Origin of the sequence: Tenacibaculum halocynthiae (genome assembly GCF_964512825.1) — a bacterium.
Lineage (GTDB): Bacteria > Bacteroidota > Bacteroidia > Flavobacteriales > Flavobacteriaceae > Polaribacter > Polaribacter halocynthiae.
In genome coordinates this window covers 232,158-250,317 of the sequence record NZ_CAZELG010000028.1, presented here as the reverse complement: position 1 = coordinate 250,317, position 18,160 = coordinate 232,158, and the positions used below count along the sequence as shown (strand labels likewise).

General features: G+C 27.6%; 15 protein-coding genes and 2 tRNA genes. 9 read left to right on the top strand and 8 right to left on the bottom strand.

Going from position 1 to position 18,160, the window contains the following annotated elements:
• Nucleotide 1: 1 nt before the first annotated feature.
• A complete protein-coding gene (locus ACKTTQ_RS10340) occupies nt 2–1,240 on the bottom strand; it encodes an alginate export family protein (RefSeq protein ID WP_408049143.1) in 1,239 nt (412 codons plus the stop codon).
• A gap of 188 nt (nt 1,241–1,428) precedes the next feature.
• Between ACKTTQ_RS10340 and ACKTTQ_RS10335 the strand changes: the two genes are divergently transcribed.
• Together ACKTTQ_RS10335 and ACKTTQ_RS10330 are read left to right on the top strand one after the other, a co-directional pair.
• Complete coding sequence (locus ACKTTQ_RS10335) at nt 1,429–1,743, top strand: DUF6787 family protein (protein ID WP_093871208.1); 315 nt, start codon at nt 1,429–1,431, stop codon at nt 1,741–1,743.
• 173 nt (nt 1,744–1,916) lie between these two features.
• Nucleotides 1,917–2,174, top strand: coding sequence for a hypothetical protein (locus tag ACKTTQ_RS10330; RefSeq protein WP_113787164.1), 258 nt, complete (start codon nt 1,917–1,919; stop codon nt 2,172–2,174).
• Nucleotides 2,175–2,268: 94 nt separating this feature from the next.
• Here the strand turns inward: ACKTTQ_RS10330 and ACKTTQ_RS10325 are convergent, their stop codons facing one another.
• From ACKTTQ_RS10325 to ACKTTQ_RS10310, 4 genes are all read right to left on the bottom strand, one after another.
• Nucleotides 2,269–3,966 (bottom strand): S41 family peptidase, encoded by a 1,698-nt coding sequence (locus ACKTTQ_RS10325; protein ID WP_408049142.1) that lies wholly within the window; start codon nt 3,964–3,966, stop codon nt 2,269–2,271.
• 98 nt (nt 3,967–4,064) lie between these two features.
• The gene (locus ACKTTQ_RS10320) at nt 4,065–5,105 is read right to left on the bottom strand and encodes a helix-turn-helix domain-containing protein (protein ID WP_408049141.1); all 1,041 of its coding nucleotides are present in this window, start codon (nt 5,103–5,105) and stop codon (nt 4,065–4,067) included.
• Between the two features lie 142 nt (nt 5,106–5,247).
• On the bottom strand, nt 5,248–5,706 hold the full coding sequence (locus ACKTTQ_RS10315; RefSeq protein WP_093871212.1) for a cold-shock protein: 459 nt from the start codon (nt 5,704–5,706) through the stop codon (nt 5,248–5,250).
• Nucleotides 5,707–6,044: 338 nt separating this feature from the next.
• Nucleotides 6,045–6,956, bottom strand: coding sequence for an FKBP-type peptidyl-prolyl cis-trans isomerase (locus ACKTTQ_RS10310; protein WP_408049140.1), 912 nt, complete (start codon nt 6,954–6,956; stop codon nt 6,045–6,047).
• Between the two features lie 80 nt (nt 6,957–7,036).
• Here ACKTTQ_RS10310 and ACKTTQ_RS10305 point away from each other — a divergent pair, with 80 nt between their 5' ends.
• Complete coding sequence (locus tag ACKTTQ_RS10305) at nt 7,037–7,408, top strand: RNA-binding S4 domain-containing protein (protein WP_408049139.1); 372 nt, start codon at nt 7,037–7,039, stop codon at nt 7,406–7,408.
• A gap of 25 nt (nt 7,409–7,433) precedes the next feature.
• Nucleotides 7,434–7,937: a phosphoribosyltransferase domain-containing protein gene (locus ACKTTQ_RS10300; protein ID WP_093871215.1), complete on the top strand. Its 504-nt coding sequence runs from the start codon at nt 7,434–7,436 to the stop codon at nt 7,935–7,937.
• On the opposite strand, the gene ACKTTQ_RS10295 is transcribed toward ACKTTQ_RS10300, so the two are convergent.
• Nucleotides 7,929–8,447: a shikimate kinase gene (locus ACKTTQ_RS10295; protein WP_408049138.1), complete on the bottom strand. Its 519-nt coding sequence runs from the start codon at nt 8,445–8,447 to the stop codon at nt 7,929–7,931. The genes ACKTTQ_RS10300 and ACKTTQ_RS10295 overlap by 9 nt on opposite strands.
• A gap of 109 nt (nt 8,448–8,556) precedes the next feature.
• Here ACKTTQ_RS10295 and ACKTTQ_RS10290 point away from each other — a divergent pair.
• The 5 genes from ACKTTQ_RS10290 to ACKTTQ_RS10270 all read left to right on the top strand — a co-directional run bounded on the left by ACKTTQ_RS10290 (nt 8,557) and on the right by ACKTTQ_RS10270 (nt 15,449).
• Nucleotides 8,557–8,629: transfer RNA gene (locus ACKTTQ_RS10290), tRNA-Lys, on the top strand.
• 39 nt (nt 8,630–8,668) lie between these two features.
• Nucleotides 8,669–8,752 (top strand) — tRNA-Leu (locus ACKTTQ_RS10285).
• Nucleotides 8,753–8,953: 201 nt separating this feature from the next.
• Nucleotides 8,954–9,763: a carboxypeptidase-like regulatory domain-containing protein gene (locus tag ACKTTQ_RS10280; RefSeq protein ID WP_408049137.1), complete on the top strand. Its 810-nt coding sequence runs from the start codon at nt 8,954–8,956 to the stop codon at nt 9,761–9,763.
• A gap of 86 nt (nt 9,764–9,849) precedes the next feature.
• Nucleotides 9,850–13,527, top strand: a complete 3,678-nt coding sequence (purL, locus tag ACKTTQ_RS10275) for a phosphoribosylformylglycinamidine synthase (RefSeq protein ID WP_408049136.1) — start codon at nt 9,850–9,852, stop codon at nt 13,525–13,527.
• 500 nt (nt 13,528–14,027) lie between these two features.
• On the top strand, nt 14,028–15,449 hold the full coding sequence (locus ACKTTQ_RS10270; protein WP_408049135.1) for a cytochrome P450: 1,422 nt from the start codon (nt 14,028–14,030) through the stop codon (nt 15,447–15,449).
• 17 nt (nt 15,450–15,466) lie between these two features.
• Here ACKTTQ_RS10270 and ACKTTQ_RS10265 read toward each other — a convergent pair whose 3' ends face one another.
• Together ACKTTQ_RS10265 and ACKTTQ_RS10260 are read right to left on the bottom strand one after the other, a co-directional pair.
• Nucleotides 15,467–16,654: a hypothetical protein gene (locus tag ACKTTQ_RS10265; RefSeq protein WP_093871220.1), complete on the bottom strand. Its 1,188-nt coding sequence runs from the start codon at nt 16,652–16,654 to the stop codon at nt 15,467–15,469.
• A gap of 154 nt (nt 16,655–16,808) precedes the next feature.
• Nucleotides 16,809–18,059, bottom strand: coding sequence for an Hsp70 family protein (locus ACKTTQ_RS10260; protein ID WP_408049134.1), 1,251 nt, complete (start codon nt 18,057–18,059; stop codon nt 16,809–16,811).
• Nucleotides 18,060–18,160 lie beyond the last annotated feature (101 nt).

Sequence of the window (18,160 nt, the reverse complement as noted above, 5' to 3'; positions counted from 1 at the left end):
TTTATTTTTTTGATGAAAATAATGTTGGTTTAATGGTTACCATAACCCAACCCCAATTATTAGTATTATTGTCATTATTTCCTTTTAATATTTCCATCCCTTTAGTAGGAAACATATGTGAATACCCTGCTTTGATACCTATCTCTTTAGTAAACTTATATCCATATACTATATCTAACTCTGTACCTAATTGCTTAGAAACTGTAGTATTAATATCTGCTGCAGCAGAAAAATTATGAATAAACGTTGTTAAACTAGATTTTGGGTTTAATTTATAGTTTACTTTCATATATACATCTAATAACCCTACATTGTTAGCATGATTACCAACATAGAAATAATCCATAAGTCCATTAAACTTATGATTAGTACCATAAAAAGGAGTGAATGCGTAGTTCTTACTACCAGGAGTATTATAATCATTACCACTTAATAATTCCATACCTAAACCTAGTTTGATCTTGTCTGTTGCTTTATAATTAGCTTCTAACCCTAATAAATAAGCGCTTAAGTCTCTATTCAATATATCATTACCAAATTGGTAATATAAATTAGAAACAATATCTAATCCATAAACTTTAGTTTTTATATGTGTTCCTATAGTTTGGCTATACTTAAGACCTGCAGATGATTGCAAACCATTGTTTAAAAATAAAAAGCTTCCTGAAAAATTGTTCCATTCTTTATGAAACCAAGCAAATTGCATTGCTTTATATGTTTTAGGAGTTGTTAAATTAGTACCTACTAAACCTTCTTTTGACTGATTAAAAGCTAAACCAACGTCTATTCTGAAATCATTTTTTTTATATTTTAACAATGCCATATCATGACTACGTGCTTGTTGAGCCCAATTTACATTACCAAATATTCTACTATCATCATAAACTACTTCTTGACGTCCTAACTTTAAAGAAAAATTTCGATCTAACAATATTTCTGCCCAAGCTTGTTGTAAACTTAAACCATTGGCATCTGCTATGTTTAATTGAGGAACGTCACCCCAAACTCTTACATCCTGAAAACTAATGTAAAAATTTAGTTTATCCATAGAAAAAGAGGTATTCAATCTTGTTCTTTGCGACACAAACATGGCTGCATTTGCATCATTAGGAAATAATGTTTTAAAGCCATGTCTGTATTCTGCACGAGGTCGTAACTCTGCATCTATTTTTAGTTGTGAGTATGATAGTGTTGTTATAAATAGTAATAATATGTTACTTAAATATTTATTTATTTTCATGATGTTCATTTTTACATTTCTTTAACAAATTTCAATATAAAAACTCCTGTAAAACATGATAAAAATCATACCTCTCTTTTTTTAATTAAAAACCTTCTTTTTAGTATAAATAGTTACTGATACAAAATATTAATAAGTTTAAAGATGAACATTTGTTTGCCTTTTGAGTTTTATATATTTTTGCCCTCATGGAAAAATTAAAACAACGCTGGGGTATTAGTAGTAATTGGGATGTAATTGCTATTTTTATTGTTTTCGCTATTAATGGTTCATTTGCTGCTTGGGTTGCTAAACCTATTACCGCTTATTTAGGTTTGTCACCTGAAACTATATCTCCTTGGATATATTGGCCTTTACGTATTTTACTAATTTTTCCGATATACCAAACTACTTTACCTATTGTTGGATGGTTGTTTGGACAATTCAAGTTTTTCTGGGAGTTTGAAAAGAAGTTTTTAGGACGTTTAGGGTTAGGGTTTCTTTTTAAAAGCGAAGAAAATTAGAAAAAATAACTTTGAGTTAATACTCTACCATTTACTGATACTTCTAAGGGATTACCCTATACTTTAAATAGGGATTCTAGGTATTTTTATTAAAAAAAACATCTAATACTTTTGTTATAAACCCATATATCAGGTGATTAACATTGTTTTTTAATATAATACCATGCAGTAGAATGACATTGAATAATATTTTTAAAATTAAAGAACTAGACAATATTGTAAATTCATTAGAAGTTAAAGTTCAAGATTATTTAGCAGAAAAAAATTACTATATAAAGGACAGGAAATTAAAAAGGTTAATTGAATGGAACCATACTGTAATTAATCAGAAAATAGTTAAGGTTGTTTACCCAAACGAAGATTGCCCAAATGATATAAAAAAAATAGTAAAAGAATTTATTGTCAATGAGTTTAATACTTCCTCATTATAAGAACATCCTAATACACTTTTAAATAACAATTTTGTTTTAATAAACCACCAGCAAATTATTTTGTTGGTGGTTTTTAATTTAAAAAGAACTAATATTATTTATCCTTCTTTTGTAGTAAGCTTAATGTATATCCCATTACAGTATCTATATCATTTACGTAATCATCTATAGATTGAGTAATTTCATGATCAGGCATAATACCTCTATCTATAGGAAAAGATGTAGCCGTAGTTATATAAGTATTTCTTGCAACACTATAAATAATCCCTGTATTAGGTAAACGCAGCCTCTTTTGACCACCAGTGCAAAACTGATTAGAGCCTAGCTCCTCTCCTATTAATGTAGCTAACTTAAGATGTTTTACTAATGACATAAAATGCCCAGTTGTAGACCCTCCGTTTCCATCCATAGTAATGTAAGTAGTGCCCTTAAAGTTATTACTAAAGGGTTGAATTTCATTTAAACTTTCAGAGAATTGGGAACTAGAGAAATATGTAAAAGGAGTTTGAGATAAATATTTTAATAAATAAATTCCTGCATCAGAAGGACCTCCTCCATTACCTCTTATATCAATTACTAAATTCTGAATATTCATTTTGGCCATGGAATCAAAGCTATTGTCTATAAATGCTTTAAACTTTTTAAACCGTTTTCCATAATAGGCAAAACTTCTAATTGTTATGAAGGCAGTTTTTTTATCTTTTGAATAGTTAAAACATAAAGTTTCTTGACATAAATAATTAGGCAGTTTTTGAAAATTATTTTGATATTTTTTTAAAGGAGATAGTTTTATTGAATTTGAAGCTCCTTTTAATAAAATGTTATAGGACTTAGGGAAACCTAATGCATAAGGTATTATTGATGTTGAATGTGCATTTAAAAAGTTTTTTTTATACGTTTCAATATTTCCTTGCGATGAAATATGCTTGAAAATTTCTAGCTTAATAACTTCAATCGACTTACCATTAATAGCAACAATTTCATCTTTTAAGTTTACTTTTTCTTTATTAATTAGTGAATTTGAAACATATAATTTATTATTAATCATTTTAACTTCAAGTGGAAATCGTAATTCAATAGGAATTAATTTTCTTTCTTGATTAAAGTATCCCATAGAAGTATGACTACAATTAATATTAGCTATTATTTCACTACAATACCAAAGAAAATCACTAAAAGTAGTACTTTCAGTTATCAGTTCTTTTTTCGATTCAATAGCACTCCAAAAATCTTTTTTACTGATGAATTTATAAACATTCGGATTAACTTCTGATAATCTGCGACCAAGTTCGTCTAAATCATCTTTATACTCTTTAATTTTATATTTTTTACCAAAACGAGTAGCATCGTATTTACTATATTTTAGTTTATTAATAATATCTTCAGCATTAATGTTTTTTGAATTTAACGCTAAAGATTTTTCATAATTTTTTATAGCTAATTCATTATTACCAGCAGTTTTGTATGCCTCACCTAAACTATCATAAGGATTAGAAGATTTAGGGAACTCACTAACTAATAATTTAAATATTTCGATAGCCTCACTTACTTTTCCATTACTTAAATATTGATAACCAAGTGTATTTAACTCATTTTCTTTTTCAAAATTATATTTAGTTGGATATTCTTCTTTGAGCTTATAATAATATGCTATTGTTTCTTTAATTGTAGCATTAGGTAAAACTGAAATTGCTTCTGCTATAGATTTCTTTTGTTCAGTTTTAGAATTACAACTAATTATAAAAACTGTTATTAATAACAATTTTGTAAGTACTCTAATAGGCTTTTTCATTTGTAATATTGTTTAAATTCAAAAACAAAAAAACATAAGTTTTGAAAATAATTAAATAAGAATACTCATCGTATTTGTTCAAAATTATAAATATGAACTTATAATTGTTCTCTATATTTTGATGGTGTAACTCCAACTACTCGTTTGAAATAAGTATAAAATGTTGATTTGGAATTGAATCCTGATTCTTTTCCTATTGCATCTAAAGTATACTTAGTATTAGAGCTAATTATTTGTTTTGCTTCTTCGACTCTGTATTCATTCACAAAATTTGAAAAACTTTTCCCTATACTATCATTCAAAAGCTGTGATAATTGATGTGTAGAAATAGAAAGTTCATTTGCGATATCAGAAGATTTTAAATTAGGATTTTTAAAAGGTTTTTTAGCATCCATGAATTCCTTAAGTTGAACTATCAATGGATTAGTTATTAAGCTATCCATTTTTTTATTCAAGTATTTCTTTTCAATGTAAAAAACCTGTTCCCTTTCTTTCTTTTTAAACAAAAAGAAAATAAAAAAAGAGTAAAAAATAGCTGAAAAAACAATTGAACCTACCACAAAATAGGTGAAACTAATCCAAAAATAAATACACCATAAAAGAAGTATTGAGGTTAATAATAAAGATAACCACCAATTTTTAACAGTGATTTTTTCTTTTTCAAATTCACTATTTTTTATAGTTAAATAAACTACTTTAATTGAGAGTAATAAATAAATTAACCATTGAATATTTATTCCCTTTAAAATATATTTTTTATAAAAAATTGGATCCGTTCTAAATGGATATACAATATGCATTATAATAGCAACAGCAACCCAAAATAAAATATGGTGCTTCCAAAATGAAAGTATCTTATTTTCTCTATTGGTAATTGATAGAACATATAAGAATAAAAAAGGACCAATAAAAAGAAAAGAAACGGGCCCAAATTTAGAATATGCATTTGGAGTTATATCACTAAAAAAATAAATTAATGAACGAAAAGCCCGTTCACTTAAGAAAAAAAGAAAAAATCCAAATAACTTATTAGATAATCTCTTTGATTTTTTATAGAAAATAAAATATAAGCTAACAAAAAAGCTGTTAAAAACACCTATAGCTCCAAAAAAGAATAAAAAAAGTGATGAAAAAGCCATTATTATAATTGTTAGTATCAAATATATAAACTTGATATTACTAATTTATCACTTATTTTTTTACATATTAACAATTATAAACAACAAAACTTTTACAAAAAATATTGTAAAAGTGTAATGTTGTTTTGTATAATTTTAGAGCTTATATTTTTTTAACGCGAACAGCATTCATTCCTTTCATACCTTTTTCTAATTCGAAAGAAACTTTATCATTTTCAGTTATTTCATCAATTAAACCACTAACGTGCGTAAAATATTTTTGCTGATCTAATGAATCTATAATAAATCCAAAACCTTTAGATGAATCAAAAAATGATACTTTTCCTTTTCTAACAGGATCAATATCTTCTTTATCAATATCTAATGTTTTAGGTATGCTAATTTGTATGCTTTCTGCATCAACTTGAACCCTTTGTGCAGGATCTGGTGGTGTATCTGTAAGATTACCATAAATATCTACATAGGCAAATTCAATTCCTTTTTTGTCACTCTCCTTAGCTTCAGCTTTTCGAGCTTCCATCTTCTTTCTCTTATCTTCTCGTTTTTTTAAACGTTTCTTTTCTTTTTCAGCTTTGTTAAATGTCTGTTGCGATTTTGCCATTTATTATTTTTAAATTAAATTTCTGTACTACTTATTTGTTTAAACAACATTAAAAACAGACTATAAGTAGTACTTTTTTAAAGTTATTTATTTTGTTTTGACAAGCTATAAATGCTTAGTTTAGAGTTCTTTTGTAGTTGATATTGATAAAAAGATATATTAACTTTTTAATACTAAAGAATGTTGTTTTCTTGGGTAAACTACGAATCTGCTTTTGCAAATATACGAATAAATGTACTTTTATGTTTATTTTTTCTGTATCACTACTTAATATACTTATTAAAATTATAAATTTTCATAAAAAAAAACTCATCTGAATCAGATGAGTTTTTTATTTTTTATTCTTTAGAGTATCGTATACTTCTATTTAAATAATCTGGTATTGTAGGATTATTTGGATCACTAAAATCATTTCTAGGATCACCATCCTTATTTTTATCTTCATATTTAGTTAAAATACCATCACCATCATCATCTACATCTAAATAATTAGCTATTCCATCCTTATCTGTATCATCATTTTTTGGATTTCCATCTCCATCTGGATCTTCAAAAATAGAAGCAACAGTGTCATTATCTTGATCAGTATTTTCTACAGTATCCCATAATTCAATATAAAATAATAAAACTGAATTTGCTGAAATTCCTGATCGACTAACATTCTTATATGCTAGTCCTGAAGGAATAAACAAGATACCTTTTCCTCCTCTACCATATTTAATAGGTCCATTGGTAACGGTTATATTTTCACCTCCTTTAAAATGAATAAAACTATGAGTCCATGCTGGTATTACTCCTGCTAAAGTAAACCACGATGATGCACTTTCAAAAGTAATCCCTAGGCTTTTACTATTTAAAATTCTTTTCCCTGTGTATCTAGAGTAAACTGAGTCCATGATTGTTGGAAACCCTTTTTTTCTAAGTAAATTTCCAGCACCGTTATAAACAGGAGTACCATCTCCAACAGTAATTACATAATAATATAATTTATAATTTATATCATTCTCTTTAATTTCTTTTGTAACTAACTTAGAATCATCAAAAAGTGCTGTTTCTCCAGATTTTAAAGGTTCTACAGCATCAGTAGTTACATTATAATAATTGTTTTTCAAAAACTTTACTATTGTGTCATTATCCATCTTCTCCTGTGCTGCATGATCAAAGACTTCAACACTAGAACCACTATCTCCACATGAATATAATACAATACTAGCTACAAGTATGTAAAAAAAATATTTAATTTTTATCATTTAATCTTAAGAATTTTGATGCGCAATTTACCATTTTTATACCTTTGTAAAAAATGAATTAATAATTTTTAACTTTTTATATGAGAATTGATAAATATTTGTGGTGTATTAGATTTTTTAAAACACGTAGTATAGCCACAGATGCTTGTAAAAAAGGGCATATAAAAATAGATGGCACTAATTTAAAACCATCTAAAGAAATATTTGGAAATGAAGAAATAGTGGTAAGAAAAAATCAAATTAACTATAAAATTAAGGTTTTAGACATTCCTCCAAGTAGAGTTGGTGCTAAATTAGTTGATTTATACCGTAAAGATTTAACTCCAAAAGAAGAATTTGAAAAAACTGAACTCTTGAAATACGCTAAAGATTATTATAGAAAAAAAGGCACTGGTCGACCAACAAAAAAAGATCGAAGAGATATTGACGATTATAACGATGGTAATGAATAATAGTAGTTTTTATAAAAAATAAAAAATGGAAACAAAAAATAATATTATACTTAATAATGTTCAAATTGAACAAAAAATAAAAAGAATTGCTTATCAAATATATGAGAGTAATAGTAATGAAAAAGAAATAGTTATTGCCGGAATTACACTAAACGGATTTCTTTTTGCTAAAAAACTAGCTACTGCCTTATCAAAAATTTCGTCTATTGAAGTCTTATTATGTGAAGTTTCTATTAATAAAAAGAAACCTATTAATTCAGTTACTACTTCTTTAACATCTAATGAATATAAAAATAAAGCATTAGTATTAGTTGATGATGTTTTAAACTCTGGTACTACTTTAATTTATGGTGTAAATCATTTTTTACAAGTTCCACTTAAAAGATTTAAAACTGCAGTTTTGGTTAATAGAAATCATAAAAAATACCCAGTTAAAGCAGATTTTAAAGGAATATCATTATCAACTTCAATAAAAGAACATGTTGTTGTTGAATTTAAGGACAATGAAACTATAGCTTATTTAAGTTAATAAGCTATAGATTTCGTTACATATTTCATCTATTTCTTTAGTATCAATAGCTATAGTGTGTTTTGCTTGGTTATAAAAATAACTACGTTCAAATAAATGTTTTGCTACAAACTCATTAAGATCATCATTTTTAAGGTTTGCAACTAAGGGTCTTTGCTCTTTCTCACTTTTCAGCCTGTTAATAATAGTACTTATACTAGCTCTTAAGTAAAAAGAAATAGTGTTTTTTGATTTTGTAATTAAGTCCATGTTATTTCCATAGCAAGGAGTGCCCCCACCTAATGACAACACAAAGTTATCTTCTGCTTCTACTAATTCTTTGAGGTATTCATTTTCTTTTTTTCTAAAATAAATTTCTCCCTTACTTTGAAATATTTCTGAAACCGTTTTATTTTCTTTTTTTTCTATGTAATCATCTAAGTCAATAAAGGGTAAATTGTACTTTTTTGCCACTATTTTACCTATGGTAGACTTTCCACTAGCCATATAGCCTAAAAAAAATATTCTCATGATTATTGAAAATTAATATGTTACAAATATCTGTAAAAAAAACTTAAAAAAAGGTTTTGCGATTTAAAAAACCATTGTATATTTGCAACCGCTTTCAGAAGCAAACAATGACCTGGTAGCTCAGTTGGTAGAGCATCTCCCTTTTAAGGAGAGGGTCCTGGGTTCGAGCCCCAGCCCGGTCACAAAAAAGTTAAGCAATTTGCTTAACTTTTTTAGTTTAAGCACGTATGGCGGAATTGGTAGACGCGCAGGCTTGAGGGGCTTGTGTTCGTAAGAACGTGCAAGTTCGACTCTTGTTACGTGCACAATAAAAAAGACATCAAAATTTATTTGGTGTCTTTTTATATTAAAATCAATGCTTTTTTAAATTTAATTTTCTTAAATTAAACAGTTACTTTTTAGATTTATTTTTGTCCCTTGACGTTTTTCAATTAAAAAAACAGCTACTCGTCTCAATTTCACAGATTATTAACGTTATAAACTCCATTTATTCTTATTTTCGCAATATGCAAAAAAGACATTTTATTACATTATTCTTATTGTTTTTATCCTTTATAGCAATAGCTCAAAATACTCCTAACGATAAACTAAAAGGGCAAATTATAGATAGTGAGTCGAAAAAATCATTAAGTGCCGCACATATTTTAAATCTTAATACAGTAATTGGTACAATTACAAATGAAAAAGGTTTATTTGAACTTACGGCTAAAGCAAATGACACTGTTTTAGTTTCATTTTTAGGGTACTCATCTATAAAGCTAAAAGTTACTAATGACTTATTAAAAGGGAATGAAGTGATTATTTCATTAACTGAAAAAGCTGAGGAAGTAAAAGAAATAGTTATAAAATCTACTAAACTAATTGGAGTTTTAGAAGTAGATGTTAAACAAGTTCCGAAAGATAAATTTACAAGAATACACATTAATGGAATATCACAAACCTATGAAGTTGGTCGTCCTAAAAAAATAAGCTCTCCGTTAGCAAAATTATTAAACCCAGTAGATCTAGTTTATAATTTATTTGGAAAAAAACCTAAACAATTAAAAAAGCTTCAAAAACTTAAAAAAGAAGATGGCTTACGTAAAATGTTAGCTGGGAAATTTGATAGAGAAGTAATGATGGAATACTTAGAGATGGATCGATCAGAGTTAAATAAATTACTTTCTGACTGTGATTATTCTGAGTATTTTATAAAAAAAGCAAGTGATTTACAATTAATTGAAGCTGTTTTAAATTGTTACGAAAATTATAAAGCCCTTAAAAAAGGTAAGATAGAAAGAAATAGAATACCTGAAAAAACAGATTTAAAGCAGTAAAATTTTACTGCTTTTTTTATGTGCTTAATTCAGTTAAAAAAAGTAAATTTACGCCCTTTAAACACACACACAAATACAACTAGATAATGATTCATTTCTTTGGAAACGTAAACGGTAAAATATTTGCTGTTCAAACAACAGAAGAATTAACTACAGAAACAACTTCAAAACTTACTTGGTTATTTGGCAACCAATCTAAAATAAACACGGCGTCTCTTGACGCCTTTTTTGTTGGTCCAAGAGCAGCTATGATTACTCCTTGGAGTACTAATGCTGTTGAAATCACTCAAAATATGGGGATAACTGGGATATTAAGAATAGAAGAATTTGAAGCTGTTTCTCCTGATTTTTCAGATTTTGACCCTATGATTTCTCAAAAGTTTAATGGTTTACATCAAGAAACCTTTACTATTGATATTCAACCAGAACCAATAATAGAAATCGAAGATATTAATGCCTATAATAAACAAGAAGGTTTAGCTTTAAGTTCTGAAGAAGTTGAGTACTTAGAAGGTGTTGCTGTTAAAATAGGAAGGAAATTAACTGATTCTGAGGTTTTCGGATTTTCGCAAGTAAATTCAGAACACTGTCGTCATAAAATATTCAATGGTACTTTTGTTATTGATGGAGAAGAGATGCCTACTTCTTTATTTAAGTTAATTAAAGAAACATCAAAGCAACATCCTAATGACATTGTTTCAGCATATAAAGATAATGTAGCATTTGTAAAAGGGCCTAAAGTTGAACAATTCGCTCCTAAAAGTGCTGACAAACCAGATTTTTATGAAACATCAGAATTCGATTCTGTAATTTCATTAAAAGCTGAAACTCATAACTTCCCTACTACTGTTGAGCCATTTAACGGCGCTGCAACCGGAGCTGGTGGTGAAATTAGAGATAGATTAGCCGGAGGAAAAGGATCTTTACCTTTAGCAGGAACTGCTGTTTATATGACTTCTTATTCTCGTTTAGAAGAAAATCGTCCATGGGAGCAAGCAATGGATGAGCGTAAATGGTTATATCAAACTCCAATGGATATTTTAATCAAAGCATCTAATGGTGCTTCTGACTTTGGAAATAAATTTGGACAACCATTAATTTGTGGTTCAGTATTAACTTTCGAACATGAAGAAGAAGCTCGAAAATTAGGGTTTGATAAAGTTATTATGCAAGCTGGAGGTATTGGATATGGAAAAAATGAGCAAGCATTAAAAGACACTCCTAAAGAAGGTGATAAAATAGTTATTCTTGGTGGTGAAAATTACCGTATAGGTATGGGAGGAGCAGCTGTTTCTTCTGCTGATACTGGTGAATTTGCTTCAGGAATAGAATTAAACGCCGTACAACGTTCTAATCCTGAAATGCAAAAACGTGCAGCAAATGCTGTTCGTGGAATGGTTGAGAGTGATGAGAACTTTATTGTATCAATTCACGATCATGGTGCTGGTGGGCATTTAAATTGTTTATCTGAATTAGTGGAAGATACTGGAGGTAAGATAGATTTAGATAAACTTCCTGTTGGTGACCCTACCTTATCAAATAAAGAAATTATTGGTAATGAGTCTCAAGAACGTATGGGATTAGTTATTTCTGAAAAACATATAGAGACATTAAATAAAATAGCCGATCGCGAACGTTCTCCAATGTATACAGTTGGTGATGTTACTGGTAATGATCGTTTTACTTTTGAATCTAAAACTAATGGTAATAAACCAATGGATTTAGCTTTAGAAGACATGTTTGGTAGTTCTCCTAAAACAATTATGAATGATAAAACCATTATTCGTAATTATGAAGAATTAAATTATTCAAAAGAAAATTTCCAATCTTATTTAACTCAAGTTTTACAATTAGAAGCTGTAGCCTGTAAAGATTGGTTAACTAACAAAGTAGACCGTTGTGTTGGTGGTAAAGTAGCTAAGCAACAATGTGTTGGTTCTTTGCAAATCCCTTTAAACAATGTTGGTGTAATGGCCTTAGATTATAAAGGTAAAGAAGGAGTAGCAACTTCTATAGGTCATTCTCCTATTTCTGGGCTAATAAATCCAGAAGCTGGAAGTAAAAATTCAATAGCTGAAGCTTTAACAAATATAGTTTGGGCTCCACTTAAAGACGGCTTACAATCTGTTTCATTATCTGCAAACTGGATGTGGCCTTGTAAAAATGAAGGTGAAGATGCTCGTTTATATAAAGCTGTAAAAGCAATTTCTGAATTTTCTATTGATTTAGGTATTAATGTTCCTACTGGGAAAGATTCTTTATCAATGAAACAGAAATACCCTAATGAAGAAGTAATTTCTCCAGGTACAGTTGTAATTTCTGCAGGTGCAAATTGTAATGATATTAGTAAAGTAGTTGAACCTGTTTTAAAACCAAACAAAGGAAATATTTACTATATTAACTTATCTCAAGACTCTTTTAAATTAGGGGGTAGTTCATTTGCTCAAGTTGTTAATAAAATAGGGAACTCCACTCCTACTATTACTAATAATGAATTCTTTAAATCTTCATTTAATGTTATTCAAAATTTAATTAAAGAAGGCAAAATTGTTGCAGGTCATGATGTAGCATCTGGTGGTTTAATAACTACATTGTTAGAATTGTGTTTTGCAAATGTTAATATTGGAGCTAATTTAGATGTATCATCTTTAAACGAAACTGATAGTATTAAACTTTTATTTTCTGAAAATTCAGGTATCGTATTTCAATCTATTGACTCTTCTGTAGAAAAAGTATTAGCTGAAAATAATATAGAGTTCTTTAATATTGGTTCAGTAACTGAGTCTGATAGATTAAATATTAAAAATGGAACTGATGTTTTTGCTCTATCTATTTCTGAATTAAGAGATACTTGGTATAAAACATCATATTTATTAGATAATAAGCAAACTGCTAATGGCTTAGCTAAAAACCGTTTTGACAACTATAAAAATCAACCATTACAATACACTTTCCCTAAACATTTTACAGGCAAACTTGAAGATGTTGTTGATTTAAAAAATAGTACAACAAGAAAACCTATAGCTGCTATTATACGTGAAAAAGGATCTAACTCTGAACGTGAAATGGCAAATGCTATGTATTTAGCAGGTTTTGATGTTAAAGATATTCATATGACCGATTTAATTTCTGGTCGTGAAAACCTTGAAGGTATTCAATTTATAGGTGCAGTTGGTGGTTTCTCAAATTCAGATGTTTTAGGTTCTGCTAAAGGATGGGCTGGAGCATTTTTATATAATGAAAAAGCAAATACAGCTTTAAAGAACTTCTTTAGTAGAAAAGATACTTTATCTGTTGGTATTTGTAATGGAGCTCAATTATGGATGGAGTTAGATTTAATTAACCCTGATCATAAAGTACATGGTAAATTGATTCATAATGATTCAAAAAAACACGAAAGTTCATTTACTTCTGTAAAAATTCAAGAAAATAATTCTGTGATGCTATCTTCTTTAGTAGGGTCAGAACTTGGTGTATGGATTTCTCATGGTGAAGGTAAATTCAATTTACCTGAAGCTGAAGAAAACTATCATATTGTAGCAAAATACGGATATGAAGGATATCCTAATAATCCTAATGGTTCCGACTATAATACAGCAATGATGTGTGATAAAACTGGACGACACTTGGTAACAATGCCTCATATTGAACGCTCTACATTCCAATGGAATTGGGCTAATTATCCTGATAATAGGCAAGATGAAGTATCTCCATGGCTAGAAGCATTTGTAAATGCTAGAAAATGGATTGAAAACCAAAAATAATATATCTCTAAAATAAAAGCCTTTTGAAATTTCAAAAGGCTTTTATTTTACTTACACTTTCCGCTCACTGTATTATACTATTCAATTAGTAAAAACAATTCTATTTTCTTAAATAAGAATATTTTAGTTTTTAAAAAAAAAAAGCAATTCGTTAAAGAAAACATAAATAATTGTTAATTATCGTACTTATGTAACAAATGTTACATAGTCTAAGACTAAATCGTAATACTTTTGTTTATTAATAGATATTAATCTTTTAGAAGGGTTAGATTAATGGTATTAAAAAGATTGAAAAGGGTACATTTATATGTGCCTTTTTTTAGTTTAAAAAAAATACTTTCTCATCTTTTCTTTTTAATCACTATCTACAGCTATTAAAATATAATACCTATTTACATTTTTAATTTCATAACGAATTTAATGATTTATTCTATTTAAATTTAAAAAATTGTATTCATCCTCTTCTTTATAGTATATTGTACTAGTTTTTAATATAAATTATGGCAACAACTAACAAGTCAATTACTACTTTGAATGATTTAAAAACGCCTAAAGGGAGTTTTTTATTAGGTAACTTAAAAGACTTTAAGAAAAAAAATAAGCACAGAATTTTAGAAAAATGGGCAAAAGATTTTGGTAATCTTTACACTATAAAATTAGGTCCCCTAAAAGTTCTTGTCTCTGCTGATTTAGAAGTTAATAATACCGTTTTAAAACAGAGACCTGAAAACTTCAGACGTCTTTCTAAAATTGATGAAGTTTTTGTTGAAATGGGGTTTCATACAGTTTTTAATGCTGAAGGTGAGCATTGGAAAAAACAACGTAAGCCAGTTACAGAAGCCTTAAATGTAAAAAAAGTTAAAGGCTACTACCCTATTATTCAAGAAAAAACACAGAATTTACTTTCTAAAATAAATACATACACAACATCAAATCAATCCATTGAAATTTTAAATGATTTCATAGCTTTTACTATTGATGTTACTACTGAAATAGCTTTTGGATATAAATTAAATACAATTAATAATAAGAAAGATAGTTTTCAAAATCATTTAGAACTTATTTTTCCAATGATAAATGATAGAATAACAGCTCCTTTTCCTATATGGCGATTTTTCCCTTCTAAAAAAGATAAACAACTTAAAAGTTCACTTAAATCAATTGAAAAAATTATTTACGACTTTATTAAGGATGCAAAGAATAGATTAAAAAACAATCAAGAATTACGTGATAATCCATCAAATTTTTTAGAAGCCTTATTAATTGAAAGTGAAAAAGAAGATACCGTTTTTGATGAAAAAACATTGTATGGTAATGTAATAGCATTGCTTTTAGCTGGAGAAGATACTACTTCTAATACCTTAGCATGGACTTTGTTCTATTTAGGTCAACACCCTGAATTTGTTCAAAAAATTAGAGATGAAGCTAATAGCGTATATAATTCTTCAACACCTGAAAATTATGATCAAATTGCTTCACTAAAATATACAAATGCAGTAATTCAAGAAGCTATAAGGTTAAAACCAACAACTCCTATATTATTTTTCCAAGCAAATAAAGATGTTATTATAAACAATTTGTCCATTGCTAAAGACACTAGCATCATTCTACAAAATAGTTTTACTTCAATGCAAGAAGAGAATTTTACTAATCCTGAAAGTTTTTCACCTAACAGATGGATTAAATCTGAATGTCCTTATCAAAATCATACACCAAAAACTGTTAAAGCTTTTGGTGGTGGTTCAAGACTTTGCCCTGGAATGCATTTATCTTTAATAGAAATGACTACTGCTATTTCTAGTATTTGTAAACAATTTGATATTAACTTAGAAGGAAAGCCTACTGATATACAAGAAAACTTTGCTTTTACAGTTCATCCTGAAAACTTAAAAGTAAAATTTAAAAGCGCAAATACTAATTAGTATTTGCGCTTTTAAATTTATTTCCTAAACTTATTTCTAGTAATTATATATTTTAGTTTCTCTTTTACGTCTCTTCCTACATCATAAACCATCTGTTCATTACTTGGAAAATTAACAGCTCTCAATGACAATAAATCTAAATAACTTCTACCTAAAGCTCTTTTATCTCCTCTGTATGTTGCATATCTATGTTCAAAAATAAATTCACTTTCTAAAGGAAAATTTTGAATTCGTTGTTTTGAATAATTATCAAAATATTGAACCATACCAACTACTTGTGCCGATTTTGACTGAGTAAACTGATAAAAGTGACAATTAGCTTTTATAAATTTATCTACTTTTATTTTATTCCCTAAACTATCTTTTACTTGGTTTCCACTCGAATCTAACAAGTATTTAAATCCGTCTTTAATTCTTTTTTCTTTAATTATTTCCTTTTCATGTACTTGCTCAGGAGATATCCTTATATCTCTAAAAACAAGTTTCAAAGTAAAATCATAATTAACTCTGTTACTTTCTTTACTATGGTAAATAGTCCAAAAATCATTTAAACCATAAGTGTCAAAATTTAGTAAATCTTCTTCTAGTCTTTTAGGAATAACTTTATCTGTTTTATTTTCTAATGATACCAAAACAAAATCAGTTCCAATATTATGAGCTTCTTCTTGAAGCTGTCTAACATCTTTATAGTTAGGGCTAATTTTATCTAAATACTCAAGATCTTCATATACTCTTCTATAATCTTGTTTGTTTTTTGATGAGAATACTGCTTTAGATTTACTATATAAATATTCCGAAAGATCGTTTTTTGCGTTTATTATATCATTATTATAATCATTAAGACTAAAAATAGCGTTTCTACCTTTTGATAAATTTTTTAAAGGCAATAAAGGCTTTATTCTTTCTTGTCTATTATTTAAAGAAAGATATAAATTATAAATTCTTTCTAAATTTTCAGGGTTTTCTTCTTTTCTTAAAAAATCTATTTTAGACAATTCTCTTTCAGAAACTTTTTTAAATGCTTCTTGTAGCATAAAAACATAAGGTTGATATTTTTCTTTGTTTTTATTACTTGTTAACTTTTTTAAAGATAAATTAATTGCTTTATCATAATTACCTTTATTTATTGCTTCTTGAGTAGATTTAACACTACTACATGCTATCATAATTGAGCAAAAAAGTAATAATAGTATCGTTTTTTTCATAAAAGTATAGTTTAGATGACTTCTATAAGCAATTAAAATGCCAAAGAAAACCTAAAACAAAATTATACTTTTTTAACCTAAGAATTTACTCAAAATTTAAAATACTTTACTAATTCTTTTTACAAAAAGTAATGTTAAAAGAATTACTAATAAATTAAATTATATCTAAGTCTTTTTTTGCTTTTTCTAACAAGCCCAAAGCAACTGAATCCATCGAATTTTTTTCTATTAATTGAGCATTAAAAAAAGTTTCTTTGAATAACTTTTTTATTAAAGGCATTTTACTAGTTCCTCCAGTTAAAATAAGATAATCAATGGCTACTTTTTTTACTCCAGCCTTAACACAACAATGATTAGATGTATTTAGAATTTTACTAACAATATTTTCAATTGAATTTTCTAATATATTTTTAGTTATGGTTAAATTCATCGAATTAGGCATGAATTTACTATTAAAAGCTATACTAGATTTTTCTGATAATTTTATTTTTGTAGCTTCTATCTGATCAAGTAACGAGTGTGCATTTTTATCATTTATTAATTTTTGAAGCTGAATTATTTTTTCTTTGTACTTAGCATTATTTACCATTTTTTTTACTAAAAGCTCCGTTTTTAATGTATATAATGATGTTGTTATTTTATTCCAATCAGATGCATACCTAAAAGGTGTATCTGGTAATATTAAACCTTTAAACTTATCAGGGCTTTTATAACCAAGTTCAGGAAAGAATGCTTTTAAAGCAAAATGACTATCAATATCTGTTCCACCTAAAGATACTCCTGATGTAGATAAAATATTTAAATCCTTTTTTTTGCCATTAACTTCAACCACCGTAAAATCACACGTTCCTCCTCCCAAATCTGCTACGATAGCTAGTGAATTATCTTTCAATCTTTTTTTATGATAATATGCAGCAGCTATTGGTTCTTCTAGAAAAGAATAATTTTTATAACCTACATGTTTTAAAATTGATTCTAATTGAGATATTCCTGAATTGGACTCATTATTTTCTTCAGATAAACGAACAGGTTTTCCTACAACTACATAATCAGTTTCTCTACCTGTAAATTCTTCTGTTTTATTTTTAATATACTTTAGATAGTCAACAATAATATCGTGAAAAAAAATATTAGTTCCAGGTTTTAAGTTTGTTCCTTTTTCAAAAAATGACGTACCTAATATTCTCTTAAAACTTTTCATATACCTACCATAACCATTATTCACATATGTATCGGTAGCTAAATTTCCATAAATAGGTTTTTCGATTTCTTCAAAAGGAAAAAACACACAGCTTGGTAAGGATTTATTAATTCCTTCAAAAGGAACCATAATAGTTCTATTATCTTTATAAACTGTACTAATAGTATTAGATGTACCAAAATCTAAACCGCATATATTTTTCATAGTTGTTAAATTAAAAAAGGCGTACAATTTACAACTTTTTTTAATTTTAATTTTAAAATAAAATAGAGGCTATTTTTAAATAGCCTCTATTGGTTAAATAA

Excerpts from the sequence above, each read along its gene's own strand:
- ACKTTQ_RS10340 (WP_408049143.1), bottom strand. The coding sequence starts at position 1,240 with ATGAAAATAAATAAATATTTAAGTAACATATTATTACTATTTATAACA.
- ACKTTQ_RS10335 (WP_093871208.1), top strand. The coding sequence starts at position 1,429 with ATGGAAAAATTAAAACAACGCTGGGGTATTAGTAGTAATTGGGATGTA.
- ACKTTQ_RS10330 (WP_113787164.1), top strand. The coding sequence starts at position 1,917 with ATGACATTGAATAATATTTTTAAAATTAAAGAACTAGACAATATTGTA.
- ACKTTQ_RS10325 (WP_408049142.1), bottom strand. The coding sequence starts at position 3,966 with ATGAAAAAGCCTATTAGAGTACTTACAAAATTGTTATTAATAACAGTT.
- ACKTTQ_RS10320 (WP_408049141.1), bottom strand. The coding sequence starts at position 5,105 with ATGGCTTTTTCATCACTTTTTTTATTCTTTTTTGGAGCTATAGGTGTT.
- ACKTTQ_RS10315 (WP_093871212.1), bottom strand. The coding sequence starts at position 5,706 with ATGGCAAAATCGCAACAGACATTTAACAAAGCTGAAAAAGAAAAGAAA.
- ACKTTQ_RS10310 (WP_408049140.1), bottom strand. The coding sequence starts at position 6,956 with ATGATAAAAATTAAATATTTTTTTTACATACTTGTAGCTAGTATTGTA.
- ACKTTQ_RS10305 (WP_408049139.1), top strand. The coding sequence starts at position 7,037 with ATGAGAATTGATAAATATTTGTGGTGTATTAGATTTTTTAAAACACGT.
- ACKTTQ_RS10300 (WP_093871215.1), top strand. The coding sequence starts at position 7,434 with ATGGAAACAAAAAATAATATTATACTTAATAATGTTCAAATTGAACAA.
- ACKTTQ_RS10295 (WP_408049138.1), bottom strand. The coding sequence starts at position 8,447 with ATGAGAATATTTTTTTTAGGCTATATGGCTAGTGGAAAGTCTACCATA.
- ACKTTQ_RS10280 (WP_408049137.1), top strand. The coding sequence starts at position 8,954 with ATGCAAAAAAGACATTTTATTACATTATTCTTATTGTTTTTATCCTTT.
- purL (WP_408049136.1), top strand. The coding sequence starts at position 9,850 with ATGATTCATTTCTTTGGAAACGTAAACGGTAAAATATTTGCTGTTCAA.
- ACKTTQ_RS10270 (WP_408049135.1), top strand. The coding sequence starts at position 14,028 with ATGGCAACAACTAACAAGTCAATTACTACTTTGAATGATTTAAAAACG.
- ACKTTQ_RS10265 (WP_093871220.1), bottom strand. The coding sequence starts at position 16,654 with ATGAAAAAAACGATACTATTATTACTTTTTTGCTCAATTATGATAGCA.
- ACKTTQ_RS10260 (WP_408049134.1), bottom strand. The coding sequence starts at position 18,059 with ATGAAAAATATATGCGGTTTAGATTTTGGTACATCTAATACTATTAGT.